Origin of the sequence: Streptomyces sp. NPDC051776, assembly GCF_040681345.1 — a bacterium.
GTDB lineage: Bacteria > Actinomycetota > Actinomycetes > Streptomycetales > Streptomycetaceae > Streptomyces.
On record NZ_JBFAYQ010000001.1, the window covers coordinates 179,754 to 194,244 of the forward strand.

General features: G+C 71.2%; 8 protein-coding genes. 3 read left to right on the forward strand and 5 right to left on the reverse strand.

What is annotated here, in order from left to right:
• Positions 1-155: 155 nt before the first annotated feature.
• From AB0M26_RS00815 to AB0M26_RS00830, 4 genes are all read right to left on the reverse strand, one after another.
• Positions 156-2,627, reverse strand: a complete 2,472-nt coding sequence (locus tag AB0M26_RS00815) for a SpoIIE family protein phosphatase (RefSeq protein ID WP_365252318.1) — start codon at positions 2,625-2,627, stop codon at positions 156-158.
• Between the two features lie 35 nt (positions 2,628-2,662).
• Positions 2,663-4,744, reverse strand: coding sequence for a SpoIIE family protein phosphatase (locus AB0M26_RS00820; RefSeq protein WP_365252321.1), 2,082 nt, complete (start codon positions 4,742-4,744; stop codon positions 2,663-2,665).
• Between the two features lie 554 nt (positions 4,745-5,298).
• Positions 5,299-6,594, reverse strand: a complete 1,296-nt coding sequence (locus AB0M26_RS00825; RefSeq protein ID WP_365252324.1) for an acyltransferase — start codon at positions 6,592-6,594, stop codon at positions 5,299-5,301.
• Complete coding sequence (locus AB0M26_RS00830) at positions 6,591-8,939, reverse strand: glycosyltransferase (RefSeq protein WP_365252327.1); 2,349 nt, start codon at positions 8,937-8,939, stop codon at positions 6,591-6,593. The genes AB0M26_RS00825 and AB0M26_RS00830 overlap by 4 nt, the downstream gene beginning before the upstream one ends.
• A gap of 908 nt (positions 8,940-9,847) precedes the next feature.
• Between AB0M26_RS00830 and recQ the strand changes: the two genes are divergently transcribed.
• Both recQ and AB0M26_RS00840 read left to right on the forward strand, forming a co-directional pair.
• A complete protein-coding gene (recQ, locus tag AB0M26_RS00835; RefSeq protein ID WP_365252330.1) occupies positions 9,848-11,773 on the forward strand; it encodes a DNA helicase RecQ in 1,926 nt (641 codons plus the stop codon).
• A 684-nt stretch (positions 11,774-12,457) separates the two neighbouring features.
• The gene (locus AB0M26_RS00840; protein WP_365252333.1) at positions 12,458-12,760 is read left to right on the forward strand and encodes a metalloregulator ArsR/SmtB family transcription factor; all 303 of its coding nucleotides are present in this window, start codon (positions 12,458-12,460) and stop codon (positions 12,758-12,760) included.
• Here AB0M26_RS00840 and AB0M26_RS00845 read toward each other — a convergent pair.
• The gene (locus tag AB0M26_RS00845) at positions 12,729-13,292 is read right to left on the reverse strand and encodes an N-acetyltransferase family protein (protein ID WP_365252335.1); all 564 of its coding nucleotides are present in this window, start codon (positions 13,290-13,292) and stop codon (positions 12,729-12,731) included. The two genes, AB0M26_RS00840 and AB0M26_RS00845, sit on opposite strands and share 32 nt — an antisense overlap.
• Positions 13,293-13,464: 172 nt before the next feature.
• Here AB0M26_RS00845 and AB0M26_RS00850 point away from each other — a divergent pair, with 172 nt between their 5' ends.
• On the forward strand, positions 13,465-14,472 hold the full coding sequence (locus AB0M26_RS00850; protein WP_365252338.1) for a sigma-70 family RNA polymerase sigma factor: 1,008 nt from the start codon (positions 13,465-13,467) through the stop codon (positions 14,470-14,472).
• The last annotated feature ends 19 nt before the right edge of the window (positions 14,473-14,491 follow it).

The window sequence follows — 14,491 nt, forward strand, 5'->3', positions numbered from 1 at the left end:
GCAGGGCAGTTGGGCGGTCCCGGCCTGCTTTCGCGTCCGCCCTCGCACGCGCCGTTCGTGTCCGCCCCGCAGGCGCCGTCTACCGTCCCCCTCGCGGGCGCCTTCCGTGTCCGCCCCTCGCACGCGCCGTTCACCGTCCGCCCCCGTAGCGCCGCTCACCACTCCGCCGACAGCAGCGCCTCGCCCAGACCCCCCACCTCCGGCGCCGAGACCAGGAGTTGTTCGGTCCAGATCGTCTTGCCCTCGCGTACGTAGCGCGTCCCCCACCGTTCGGTGAGCTGGGCGACCAGGAACAGGCCCCGTCCGCCCTCGTCCGTCGTGCGCGCGCGGCGCAAGCGCGGGGAGGTGCTGCTGGTGTCGGAGACCTCGCAGATGAGGTGGCTGTCGCGGATGAGGCGAAGGACGAGGGGACCGCCGCCGTAGCGGTAGGCGTTGGTGACCAGTTCGCTGACGATCAGTTCGGTGGTGAAGGCGATCTCCTCAAGTCCCCACTCGGTGAGCTGGGCCGCGGCGAGCGTACGGGCACGGGCTGCCGCGGTCGGTTCCGCAGGGAGCTGCCAGGTGGCCACCTGGTGCGCCGCCAGTCCGCGGGTGCGGGCGAGGAGGAGCGCCGCGTCGTCGTGGGAACGGTCGGGCGGCAGCGCGTCCTCGACCGCGGCACAGACGGCCTCCAGCGGTCGGGAGACGTCGGTCAGCGCGCTGCGCAGACGGGTCAGCCCTTCGTCGAGGTCGCGGTGCTGGGCCCGGATCAGGCCGTCGGTGTAGAGGGCGAGCACACTGCCCTCGGCCAGCTCCAACTCGGCACTCTCGAACGGCAGATTGCCCAGCCCCAGCGGTGGGCCCACGGGCGACTCCGGCATCAGCACCGCTCCGTCGGGTGACGCGACGGCGGGCGGCGGGTGACCGGCCCGCGCGAAGGAGCAGCGCCGGGAGACCGGGTCGTACACCGCGTACAGACACGTCGCGCCGACCACCTGCGGTGCCGTCTCCGGGGTCGGCTCCTGCTCCGCGGCCAGGCGGTCGACGAGATCGTCGAGGTGGGAGAGCACCTCGTCCGGGGGCAGGTCCAGGTAGGCCAGGGTGTGGACGGCGGTGCGCAGCCGGCCCATGGTGGCGGCGGCGTGGATACCGTGGCCGACCACGTCGCCGACGACGAGGGCGATGCGCAGGCCCGAGAGCGGTATGACGTCGTACCAGTCGCCGCCCACGCCCGCCGTGGCGTCGGCCGGCAGATAGCGGTGAGCGATGTCGACGGCCGGGTGCCGGGGGACCTCGCGGGGCAGCAGGCTGCGCTGCAGGGCGAGCGCCGCCTCGTGCTGCTGGGTGTAGCGGCGGGCGTTGTCGATGCAGACGGCGGCGCGGGCGGCGAGTTCCTCGGCCAGAGTGAGGTCGTCCTCCTCGAACGGTTCGGGCCGCCGCCAGCGCCACAGGCTCACCACCCCCAGGACGAGTCCGCGCGCCATCAGCGGAACCGAGATGAGCGAGTGGACGCCCAGCTCGCGGACGCGTTCGACCTTGTCGGGGTCGAGGGACGACCAGCCGGGCGAGACCTCCAGGACCGGTTCCAGTACGGGGTGCTGTTCGGCCATGCACAGCGCCTGCGGGGCGTCCGGCGGGAAGCGCGTCACGTGACCCACCGGGTACATCAGGTCCAGCGCCTCCGGCGAGACGGTGTGGACGGCGGCCCGGTGGAGGGCCCCGGTGGTCCCCTTGGAGGTCTCCTCGCCCCGGGCAACCGGCTCCAGCAGGTCGACCGAGACGCAGTCCGCCAGTTCGGGGACCGCGACCTCGGCCAGTTCGCGGGCGGTCTTCGCCACGTCCAGGGTGGTCCCGATGCGGGCGCCGGCCTCGTTCACCAGGGCGAGGCGCTGACGCGCGCGGTAGCGGTCGGTGACGTCCTCGACGGTTTCGGTGACGCCGAGGATGCGCCCGGCGGGGTCCTCCATCCGGAAGGCGGAGATCGACACCACCCGCTCCTGGCCGGGGTCGCTCTGCAGCCGGCCGCGCTGCTCGATGAAGATCGTGGGTTCGCCGGTCACGAGCACCCGCCGCAGCTGGGTCTCCACGCGTTCCGTCTCCGGCTCCATGAGGAAGTCGCCGATGCGCAGCCCCTGGAAGGCCTCGGGCGGAATCTCGCCGAAGCCGGCGATCGCCCGGTTCACCCGCAGGAATCTGAGCTCCGGGTCGTGCACCGCGAGGCCGATGGGGCACCGACGGAACATCCCGTCCAGGACCGAGCGGTCCGTCTCCCAGCGCATCACGTCCCGGGCGGGGGCGCCGACGATGAACCACTCGGGCCCGTTCGGCCGTGCCATCGCGCGGACCCGGCAGCCCAGGTGCACTCGCCCGCCGTCACGGCGCCGGACGGGCACGACCCCGAAGTAGCAGCCTTCCGATTCCACGCAGGCGGTCACCGCGTCCCCGACGTCGTCCTCGTCCTGCGGGTCGACCAGGAAGTCGCGTGCCGAGCGGCCCAGAGCCTCCTCGGCCGGGTAGCCGAGCAGCTCCTCCGCCTGCGGGCTCCAGCCGACGATCGTCCCGCGGGCGTCCAGCACCGCCGAGGCCGCGCGGTGCACGGCGAACGGGTCGTCCGGGCCCTCGTGGGGTCTCGTCACCGGTATGTCCATCACCTACCACCCTCGTACGAACCGGGAACGAGCGCTCATCGTGCCGCCGGTGCGCGGGGAGACGGCCTGGCGAGGAGCACCGCGACGTCGTCCTGGACCACGGGGGGCAGCATGCGGTTCAGCAGACCGTCGCAGATCTCCTCCAGCGGCCGGTCGAGGTTCCGCAGGGCCCGGACGAGTTCGTGCATGCCCCGGCCGAGGTCCCGGTCGCGGGCCTCGACGAGCCCGTCGGTGTACATCACCAGCAGGCTCTCCGGGGCCAGCCGAACGCGTTCGGCCCGGAAGTCCCCGCCGCCCGCGCCCAGGGGCGGGCCCGGCGGCCCCTCGACGTATCCGGCCCGGCCCCCGGCATCGGCCACCGCGGGGGGCGGATGGCCGGCCCGGCTGATGAGGACCTCACCGGCGGCCGGGTCGTGGACGGCGTACGCGCAGGTCGCCATCTCGTTCTCGCCGAAGTCGGCCACGGCGGCGTCGAGGGAGACCAGCATCTCGGCCGGGGGGACGTCGTGGCGGGCCAGGGTGCGCAACGCCGTACGGAGCTGGCCCATGACCGCCGCCGCGTGGATGCCGTGACCCATCACGTCCCCGATGACCAGCCCGGTCCTGCCGTCGGGCAGGGCGATCACATCGAACCAGTCGCCGCCGACCTCATGGGCGCTGGCGGGCAGATAGCGAGCGGTGAGGTCGAGACCGCTCACGTTCGGTAGCGCGGAGCTCATCAGGCTGCGCTGGAGGGTCAGGGCCGCGCGCCGCTCGCTGGTGTACATGCGGGCGTTGTCGATGTTCAGCGCCGCCCGCCCCACCACTTCGTCCATGAGCAGGCATTCCTGGTCGTCGAACGGATCGCGGTCGCGGGTGCGGGTGACAATGACCGCGCCGAGCACGGTGCCGCGTGCGACCAGCGGTACGAGCCGGCACGCGCCGACCCGCCGCCGCAGGTAGGTGCGCAGCCGCTCGGCGCCCGGATCCGTGAGCAGCGCGGGGATGTCCGACATGTAGAGGTTGATGGCGCGACCGTTGGCGATCACCTGCTCGTACACCGACTCGCGTGGCACCTGGTAGGTCATGCCCACCGCCAATTCCTGCAGGGGAGCGGCCGGGTCGCTGTACTTGCGGGCCACTCGGCGCGCCCAGCCCTGGGTGGACGGCGGTGCCTCGTCCGGGCCCAGTACCCCTTCCAGCAGCTGCACATCGGCCGAGTCGGCGAGCTGCGGCACCAGGACCTGCACCATTTCCTCTGCGGTGCGCCGCAGGTCCAGGGTGGTGCCGATCCGCGTACCGGCGGCGGCGAGCAGCGCGAGGCGTTGCCGTGTCCGCTCGACCTCGGCGTGCGCGAGCTGCTCCTCGGTGATGTCGATCAGGGAGGCGATCACGCCCAGCCGGCTGCCGGCGCCGTCCAGCAGGGGCGCGTACGAGCAGGACCAGATCCGCTCGTGATCGGGGTCGGCGGGGGTTCGCCCGGGGCGGCGGAGGTCCACCACGGCCTCACCGCTGTCCAGCACCTGCCGCATGACGGCTTCCAGGCCGGCCGCGTTGACGTCCGGCGCGACTTCGCCGACCCGCTTGCCGATGTGCTCGGTGGCGGGCACACCGGTCATCCGGGCCAGCGCTTCGTTCACCCGCAGGAAGCGCAAGTCGGGGCCGAGCATGGCCAGCCCGATGGGGGACTGGGCGAAGAGCCCTTCCAGGGCGGCGAGCGAGTCCCGCATGCCAAGGACCGCTGATGTCTCCGCCGAGACGACGAGGAAGCCCGTACGGCCGCGCTCGTCCGCCGAGGGGCATATCCAGGTCTCCATCTGGACGATGTGTCCTTCGCGGTGGCGGACCGGGAGGCACCCGACCACGGCTTCGCCCGAGAGGACGCGGCCCATGAGCCGGTCGGCCAGTTCCCAGTGCGTCTCCGGTACGAGGAACGGTTTCAGATGCTTGCCGACGAGCTCATCGGGGGTGTAGCCGAGCAGTTCCCGGGCGGCGAGCGACCATTGCAGGATGTGCCCGTCGGCGTCGGCCCGCCACAGCGCGATGGGAAGGAGGTCGCTGAACACTCCCGCATAGCCCACCGCCGGCGCGGTCGGATCGGGCAGATCGCTCGGCGACTCGTGCGTGTCCTCCACCATGACCCAGTCCCTGGCCGTGGACGCTCCGCATACCGGCGTCGACGGCGCCGGGCAACGGCCCACGGACCCTCGGTGCAGCGTCCTTCGGGCGCGGGCTCTCTCAGGCCCAGGCTATCGCGGAGGCCGGCGCTCGGGCAGGGCGTGCGAAACAGGGCCCGGATCGCTGCGCTGTCGATCGTGGCGCGCGCGGGGAGTGCGCGACGTGGGCTGCGCGCAGTACACGTTCAGCCGGTGTTCCCGTCTCTCCGTGCGCCCGGGGCCTCGTACATGTGCGGACAGCCCACGTGGGACGCGGTGTTGACCTCCGGACGGACTGGCCCGCGATGGGGCACCGTCCGGCCGTCCGCGCTGTGCCGGAGCGTGCTGGGGGTGCCAACGCCCGCTCGGGGCCAGGCAGTTGCCCGGTGTCGGAGCGGCGTCTCGCGGTGCCGCTGCGGAACGTGGAACGGACGGGGGGCGGGGAAGGGCCGACCGCGCCTGGTGAGCGTCGGCCCGCGCCGGGGAACCCGGGCGCGGGCGGGCCGTCGCCGCGTGCCCACCTTCCACGCTCATGGTCAGAACGTCCGGCGCGCCGGATCGGCGTAGAAGTCGCGCGGGCCCCCGGACTTGTCCTTGAGCCGTCCCAGCAGTCCGGAGGGGTACTCGATCAGCCAGTAGCTCGCCACGGCCGCGGGCACCGCCACCGCCAGGACGATCAGCACGGCCAGCGGATAGCCGCCCGGGCCCGAAGGCAGAAGGCCTGAGGTGTGGAGCTGGAGCATGATCGGCTCGTGCCAGATGAAGAGGCTGTAGCTGACCAGCCCGGCACCGGTGAGCCAGCGGGCCGTCAGCGCCTTCTGCCACCGCCCCTGCCGCCGGACGTGGATCGTGCTGTACAGCAGCAGCACCCACAGCAGGGCCGCAAGCGGGTGGAAGAAGGTGAAAAGCGCGTTCTCCGGCGCCGAGATCAGCGACAGCAGGAACAGGCCCACGAGCACGCTGCTCCGGAGCGCGACCGCCGCTCCCGTGCCCATCCTGCCCCGTTCGCCGAGCGCCACCATCGCCACGGCCAGCCCCATGCCGGCCGCGAAGCCGCCGAAGCGGGCCTGCGGGCCGAAGTACACCGGCCATTCGGTGTGCGGGATGTCGTACGCGTAGTGGGCCACGGCGATCCAGAGCACCGGGACCACGAACAGCAGGAGGCACCCTCCCGCGCACAGCGCGACCCGCGAACTCCGCTGCCGCAGCGAACGGCAGGCCCTTACGGCGGGCGGGCCCAGTGCGACGAGCGCGAGATAGAACATGATCTCCAGCGACAGGGACCATGTCGGGCCCAGTGTGTAGAAAATCTGCTCCTGACTGAAGACATGAGTGAACGTCAGGTGCTGCAGCAAGTCGGACCAGTTGCCCGGCAGTGTCGGATTGCGGGACGCCCAGACGAGCAGCACCGCGAGGAAGTAGAGCGGCACGATCCGTATCGCGCGCCGGAAGAGGAAGACCCGGGCCGGGCGCACCGAGCCGCCGTCGATCGCCGCCCGCGCGTACGAGAGCGTCAGCAGATAGGCGGACATCACGAAGAAGAGATCGATGACCTCCAGCGAGATCACCGCGCCGACATACGGGTTGTCCACCGGCGGGTGGATACCGTCCGCGTCGTAGCGGAAGTACTGCTGCCACACATGGAAGACCACCGTGCTCAGCGCGGCCAGACCACGGAAGCCCTCGATCTCCCGCGCCCGGCCGCCGGGAGGGGCGCCCTCCGGCGGCCGGGGCGAGGAGACCGCCTCGGTACGTGTCCGGGCCGCCCTGTCGTGGGGGGAGGCGGCCCTCGTCCGAGGGGTTCCGGTGGGTGCGGCGGAGGCGGGGCTCACGGCTCGGTCACCGCCGTCACGGCACGCGGGGTGACACGCCACTGGCGGTCGCCCAGCGCCTCCTTGAGGCAGGCCTGCCGCGCCAGCATGTTCTTGAAGTGGCTGTAGAAGACGGTGGACACCAGGACGTAAGTCCAGAACCAGGCACGGCGCCTGTGGAGTTCGGGCACGGCCAGCCGCCAGGCGAACGCGGCCTGGATCAGCCCGGCCGAGACCGTGAACAGCGTGGCCAGCAGGCAGACCGGTACGGCCCAGTCGAGTTCACCGATGCCGCCCGCCCGCCAGGCCGAGTACAGCAGCACGGGCAGGATCTGCAGCGTCAGCCACGGCTGCACTTCCCGCCAGCCCAGCAGCACGAACAGACCGGCTTTCTGGCGGCGTGTGAACACCGGGGAGCGCAGCGCCTGCCAGAGGTGCCGGAGGGAGACCTGCAGCCATCCCTGGGCCCAGCGCGACCGCTGGTTCCACAGCGAGGTGAGGGTGGTGGGCGCGAGTTCGCGCGAGATGAGCGTACGGTCCATGGCGAACCGCGCGCCCTCCTTCAGCGCGCGCATCGTGGAGTCGATGTCCTCGGTCAGCATCGAGCCGTGCATACGGGTGCGGGCGAGGAGGTCGGTGCGCCAGAAGCCGTTGGATCCGCCGAACACCCCGAAGTCGTAGAGCCGGGTGCGGCCCGGGTGGCTCACCGCGTAGATCGTCTCGAACTCCACCGCGACCAGCTTGGAGACCCGGGTGCTGTCGCCGTTGCGGACGACGCAGTGGCCCTGGACGACGTCGTAGCCGTTCGACAGCCAGTCCCAGGCGTGCCGGAAGGCGTCGCGGGCCGGGTGGTGGTCGGCGTCGAAGATGCCGACGAACTCGCCACGGACGCGGGTGACGGCGGCGTTGATGTTCTGGGCCTTGGACGTGCTGCCCTGGACGGGAAGCAGCACCAGCCGCGGGTCGCGGCGTGCGACAGCCCGCAAGGTGTCCTCCACGGGCAGCGGATGCGGTGTGTTGTAGGCGAGCACGATCTCCAACTCGCCCGGGTAGTCCAGGCGCAGGAACGACTCGACGGTGTCGACGATCGTGGCGGCCTCGTTCGGCAGATACGCGGCGATGACCGCGCTGGCCGGCGGATACGGCGAACCCGGCTTCGCCGGGCGGGGGACGGAATCCAGGGAGAACAGACACTCCAGCACGATCAGCAGGGCGGAGACCACGAGTCCGGAGACCACCACCCAGTACATGACGGACCCCAGGTCGAAGCCCATCGCGTACACCTGCTGGTAGAGCACGAACGGCACGCCCACGCCGACCGCGAGCACCACGACCGGGGAGAGCCACGTCAACAGCGAGCGGACCGCCGTGCCGAGGGGGTTGCGGCGGGGGTTGCCGCGCATCCACGGGGCATACCGCACCGGGCGCAGATCGCGGTGGGTCGACGCCTCGGCCGTCGCACCGCGCGCCTGCTCCACGACCCGCGTCCGGCGGTTGCACCCGGCCAGCGGCGTCCAGCCGATCGCGGGAGTCAGCAGCACGTTCTCGTCGGCGACGATGAAACGGGTGCTCGCGACCGTGTGCGCGAGCTCCTGCAGCCGGCGGCGCGCGGCCTCCTCCTCCACGCCGGGCATCAGCATGAGCAGGCGGCCCTCGTGATCCCAGCCCAGCCGGTCGCAGGGGCTGCCGATCTTCTCGGCGACTCCGGCGAGGCGTTCGGCCACCTCGCGGCGGACGCGCGGGCCCAGCCGGGACTCCAGGACGCTCATCTCGGCGACACTCACGATCGCCAGCACACCGCCGCGGCGGGCCTGTTCGGGGCGCTGCAATTCGCGGTCCAGCTCATCGAGGAAGTGCGGCTCGGAGTACAGGCCGGTGCGCGGGTCGAGCAGCAGATTCTCGACCGGGACCGGAACGCGGCGCAGCTTGGCCTCGATACGGGCCGCGAGTTCGACCGGGTCGGAGGTCTCGGGTATGCAGTCGTCGGCGCCCTGCCGCAACATGTCCGCGACATCGGCCGGGCCGGGGTTGTCCGTCACCATGAGTAGGGGCAGCGCACGGCCCGCGGGGGCGCCGCGGACCTCACGGATCACATCCAGCCCGTACGCGCCGAACGGCCCGCTCCGGTCGTCGTCCAGGGAGACGATCGCGTCCGGGGGCGCCTGCTGGAGCGCCTCGTTCACGCGCCCGGGCAGAGCATGGCTCACCTCGTGCCCGGTGGAGACCAGGGTCCTGGTCAGTTGCTCGAGTCTCGGTCCGGGCATGCCGATCGCCAGCACGCGCCCACCGGTGGGGGGCTGTTCGTCCGGGCCGCCGGGAAGCGCCGCGGAGGAATGCAGTGAGATGGTCGGGTGCGAGGTGAGCACCTGTGAATTTCCTTCCTCTGCACGGAAGTTGTTCAAAATGCGGTACGGCAGGCAAGAGCCCGGGAATGTGTGGTGGGTTGCGTCCGCGGGCGGAAACAGGGCGTGGATACGGCGGAAACAACCGGGGGACTTGCCGGTTCGGACCATGGGTGAGAGCGGTTCGGACCGCGGGTGAGAGCGGTTTCGGACCGTGGGGTGAGAGCGGGGCGGACGAATGACGTGCCGCTGCGAGGCGGAGTCCCTGGAACTCGGCGCGCCTGGATACTCGGAGCGCATGGATACCCAGGGGCCCCTGGGTACTCAGCGTCCGCGCATGCCCGGAGCCCAAGGGTGTCCCCGGCCACCGCTCGGGGCGCGACGGCCCTCGGTCCCGGCGCGGGGGGCACCCGGATCCGTACGGCCGGCCCCTACGGTGCCGGTGCCCGGGGCACGGCGGGCCTGGGCAGCAGCGAGGGACAACTGCGGCCCCCATGGAGGCGGTTCATGACGGCGGCGCTCCGGCCTGCCCGGGTGGGGCGGTCCGTGCGCCGCCCGCCCGGTCGCGTGGGGGTGCGGCGGGGCCGCACCCCGGGGCGCGGGAGCGCGCTCCGGCGAGTTCTGCATATTGCGGTCCCATCCTTGTCGGATTGTGGGGGGAGGACCTCTGTGGTGTACGCGGGTAACTCCGGGAAGTGCCGCGCCGAATGGGCAGCGGCGACATCAGAGTTCACCCTCAGCGTGTCATGAACCGTACGCGGGAGTAACACCTTGATTAAAGCCGCCACCAGGGGTCCCGCGAGCGAACACACCTTCCCCGCAATGTGAAGGAATTGAACGGATGAGGTTTAGGGGAATCACCGGTTGTGCCGCCTTTTCGCGCCGAGGCGGGAACGCCCCGTGCCGTATGCGCATCCTCCTAAGATGGGCGGATGGACGACCCCGAGGCGACCGGTCCCGTGACGAGCGACCCGAGTGACGGCAGTGACGTGAGTGACGGGCCGGACGGTTCCGTTCCGGAGGCCGTCGGCGCCTACGATGCACCGCCTCTGCGGGCACTGCGACGCGTCTTCGGTTACGACTCCTTCCGGGGCGAACAACAGGAGATCATCGAGCATGTGGCCGCGGGCGGCGACGCGCTCGTGCTCATGCCCACCGGCGGTGGCAAGTCGCTCTGCTATCAGATCCCCGCACTCGTACGGCACGGCGTCGGCGTCGTCGTCTCGCCGCTCATCGCGCTCATGCAGGACCAGGTCGACGCTCTGCGGGCCCTCGGCGTGCGCGCCGGATTCCTCAACTCCACCCAGGATCCCGACGAACGGCGGCTGGTCGAGGCCGAATTCCTCGCGGGTGAACTGGACTTGCTCTATCTCGCCCCCGAACGGCTGCGGGTCGAGACGACTCTGCGCCTGCTCGACCGCGGCGAGATCGCGCTCTTCGCCATCGACGAGGCCCACTGCGTGTCCCAGTGGGGCCATGACTTCCGCCCCGACTACTTGGCCCTGTCCGAACTGCACGAGCGCTGGCCCGACGTCCCCCGTATCGCGCTCACCGCAACCGCGACGCCCGCCACCCACGCCGAGATCGCCTCCCGGCTGAAGCTGCAGGACGCCCGTGCCTTCGTGGCGAGCTTCGACCGGCCCAACATCCAGTACCGGATCGTGCCGAAGGTCGAGCCCAAGAAACAGCTTCTCCAGCTCCTGCGCACCGAGCACCCCGCAGACGCAGGCATCGTCTACTGCCTGTCGCGCGCCTCGGTCGAGAAGACCGCCGAGTTTCTGGTGCGCAGCGGGATCGAGGCGCTGCCCTACCACGCCGGGCTCGACGCGCAGACCCGCGCCGCGCACCAGGCCCGGTTCCTGCGCGAGGACGGGGTGGTCATCGTCGCCACCATTGCTTTCGGGATGGGCATCGACAAGCCCGACGTACGGTTCGTGGCGCACTTGGACCTGCCCAAGTCCGTCGAGGGCTACTACCAGGAGACGGGGCGGGCGGGTCGCGACGGTCTGCCGTCGACGGCCTGGCTGGCGTACGGTCTGCAGGACGTCGTCCAGCAGCGGAAGCTGATCGCCGACTCCGAGGGCGACGAGGCCCACCGGCGGCGCCTGGCCACCCACCTCGACACGATGCTGGCCCTTTGCGAGACCGTCGAATGCCGTCGCGTCCAACTCCTGGCCTATTTCGGGCAGAAGAGCACTCCGTGCGGCAACTGCGACACCTGTCTTACGCCGCCCGAGTCCTGGGACGGAACGGTCCCGGCGCAGAAGCTGCTGTCGACCGTCGTCCGGCTGAAGCGCGAGCGCGGGCAGAAGTTCGGGGCGGGCCAGATCATCGACATCCTGCTCGGGAAGAAGACGGCGAAGGTCATCCAGTTCGACCACGACGCACTCAGCGTGTTCGGGATCGGCTCGGACCTGCGCGAGGCCGAATGGCGGGGCGTGGCGCGGCAGTTGCTGGCCCAGGGGCTGCTGGCGGTCGAGGGCGAGTACGGCACGCTGGTCCTCACCGACGCGAGCGCGGCGGTGCTGCGCGGGGAGCGTGAGGTGCCGCTGCGGCGCGACCCCGAGCGGGCGACGCGGGCCGCGAAGCCGTCGAGGAGCGACAATGCGCGCCGCCCGGCCCCGGCGGAGCTGCCCGAGGAGGCGGTATCGGTCTTCGAGGAGCTGCGCGCCTGGCGTGCGGCCACGGCGAAGGAGCAGGGCGTCCCCGCGTATGTGATCTTTCACGACGCGACGCTGCGCGAGATCGCCACGGTGGCGCCGTCGACGCTCGCGGAGCTGGGCGCGGTCGGTGGTGTGGGCGAGAACAAGCTGGCGAAGTACGGCTCGCAGATCCTGGATCTGCTGGCCGGTGTGTGAAGCGGGCTCCGCTTGTGATGCGGGCTCCGCTTGATGCGCAACTTGATACGCAATCTAGCGGGTGCGTGACGGTGTGTGTGCGTGCCATCCTGGTGTTCGTGCAACCCTGGGGTTGCGGATGCGGCGTCGGATGCGGTGCGGCGGCGGATGCTGATCAGGCCGCGTGCGACCGCGCACGGAGGTGAATCCCCATGACGGACAACCGGGACAGCCCCATGGCGGACAACCGGGACAGCGCACCGGCCGCCCGGGACGCAGACCGCCGGGACGCGGCCGACGAGAACCCGGGCTCTTGGTGAGCCGCGCGGTTCCGGCCGGGCCCAGCCCGGACGATACGTACGAGAGCCGTGGCGCCGGGGGGACGGGCCCTCGGCATCGTGTTCGATCACGTCGAGGCGCTGGCCGGGCCGGTGGCGCCGCCGGACGCGGCAGGATGAGCGCCCCGCGCGGCGGAGGCGTGGGAGGCGGGGAGGCGAAGGGGGCGTACGAGCTGGTGGGGGCGAGGGTGACGAGCGGGGTCGGGGAGGCGCCGGGGGCGGCCACGGTGCTGCCCGCGCGGCCCGCGGAATGACCGCTGGTTCCGAGGCTGCTGGTTGCGGGGCTGCTGGTTCGGGGGCTGCCGGTTCGGGGGCTGGCTACGGGGCGGCTGGTTCGGAGGTCGTTGCTTACGAGGCCGCGAACGAGGTGTTCGCAGCGTTGGCCGACCCCATGCGCCGGCGGCTGCTCGACGCCCTCGCCCGGCACGGCGAGGCGACCGCGACGTTCCTCGCCACGGAGGTGCCCGTCAGCAGGCAGGCCGTGGTGAAGCACCTCGCCGTGCTGGACCGGGCAGGACTCATCGCGGGCCGGCGCGAGGGGCGCGAAATGCGCTACGCGGTGCGGCCCGAAGCGCTCGGCGCGACTGCGCGCCTTCTGGACCGGATGGCCGCCGAGTGGGACGCCCGCCTCGCGGCGATCAAGCGCGTCGCAGAGACGGGGCAGCCGTAGTTAGCGCCGAGGGCCCGAGCGGTTTCTCGTACCAGGCCACGTCCCAGTAGCGGCCGAATTTCCGTCCGACCTCACGGAACGTCCCGGCCAGGGCGAAGCCGAAGCGTGCGTGCAGACGGGCCGAGGCTTCGTTGGGCAGGGCGACCCCCGCGTACGCGCGGTGCAGATCCTCGCCCTCCAGTGCCTCGAACAGCGCCTTGTAGAGCAGCGTGCCGACGCCGCGCCCGGCGGCGTCGGGAGCGCAGTAGACGCTGACCTCGACCGAGGTGTCGTAGGCGGGCTTCTGACGGAAGCGGCTGCTTGTGGTGTATCCGAGAATCCGGCCTCCGGGTCGCTCCTGCGCAACCAGCAGGCGGTGCGGGCCGTCCTTCTTGTGGGAGAGCAGCCATGGTCGGCGTTCCTCGGCCGTGAAGGGCCCGGTGTCGAAGGTGATCGCCGTCTCGCGGACGTAGTGGTTGTAGAGGCCCGTAAGGGCTTCGAGGTCGTCCTCCGCGCCGGGTCTGACCTGCACTTCCGACGATGCCGACACCATGTCGCCTCCCTCTGTGAGCCGGACAGGGTACTGCATGATCACAAAAATTGTCGGGCGGCTTGGGAATTGTGTCCGGATTCCAGTCGTTGTTTCCATCGGAACGGGCACCCGATGCCAGGGTGAACCGCCGCCATCAACCCGCGTCAGACCGACACCGTGAAAGGGAGCACGCATGGCAACCCGCGCCGTCGCCCGTCGTAAGTCCGACGGCACGACCACCGAGACCGACCGGGTGAACAGTGGTCGCGCCGTCGGCGGAGAGATCGCCGACCGTGACCTGGTCGGCATGTATCTCGATGAGATAGCGCGCACCCCTCTGCTCGACGCCGCCAAGGAGGTCGAGCTGTCCCAGGCCATCGAGGCGGGAATCTACGCCCGGCAGATCCTCGACGGCGACGTCGGTGAGACCGACGGAGCCGGTGCCACCCGCGAGGAGCTCGAGGCCCTGGCCGCCGAGGGTGAGCGCGCGAAGGACAACTTCATCCGCTCCAACCTCCGTCTCGTCGTCGCCGTGGCACGCCGCTATCCGCGCAGTGGGCTTCCGCTGCTCGACCTGATCCAGGAGGGCAACGCGGGCCTGGTGCGCGCTGTGGAGAAGTTCGACTACACCAAGGGCTTCAAGTTCTCCACGTACGCAACCTGGTGGATCCGTCAGGCCATCACACGTTCCATCGCCGATCAGTCCCGCACGATCCGGCTCCCCGTCCACCTGGTGGAGGAGCTGGGGCGGATCCGGCGGGTGCAGCGGGAGTTCAACCGGGAGAACGGCCGCGATCCGGAGCACGGCGAGATCGCCGAGGAGCTGGGCTCCACGACCGAGCGCGTCGGGGACGTGCTCGACTGGGCGCGTGACCCGGTGAGCCTGAACATGTCCGTGGACGACGAGGGCGAGACCCAGTTCGGCGACCTGCTGGAGGACACCTCGGCGGCAACGCCCGAGCAGTCGGTGCTCGTGATGCTCCGGCGCGAGGGGCTGGACGACCTGATCGGCAAGCTCGACGAGCGCACCGCGTCGATCATCAAGATGCGGTACGGGATCGACGACGGGCGGGAGCGCACACTGACCGAGGTCGGCAAGCAGCACGGGCTGACGCGCGAGCGGATCCGGCAGATCGAGAAGCATGCGCTGCTCGAACTGAAGAAGCTGGCTCGCGACACGGGTTTTGATGAGGCGGCGTAGTGCCCGCGAGGGCGTTGCG

Excerpts from the sequence above, each read along its gene's own strand:
- AB0M26_RS00815 (WP_365252318.1), bottom strand. The coding sequence starts at position 2,627 with ATGGACATACCGGTGACGAGACCCCACGAGGGCCCGGACGACCCGTTC.
- AB0M26_RS00820 (WP_365252321.1), bottom strand. The coding sequence starts at position 4,744 with ATGGTGGAGGACACGCACGAGTCGCCGAGCGATCTGCCCGATCCGACC.
- recQ (WP_365252330.1), top strand. The coding sequence starts at position 9,848 with ATGGACGACCCCGAGGCGACCGGTCCCGTGACGAGCGACCCGAGTGAC.
- AB0M26_RS00845 (WP_365252335.1), bottom strand. The coding sequence starts at position 13,292 with ATGGTGTCGGCATCGTCGGAAGTGCAGGTCAGACCCGGCGCGGAGGAC.
- AB0M26_RS00850 (WP_365252338.1), top strand. The coding sequence starts at position 13,465 with ATGGCAACCCGCGCCGTCGCCCGTCGTAAGTCCGACGGCACGACCACC.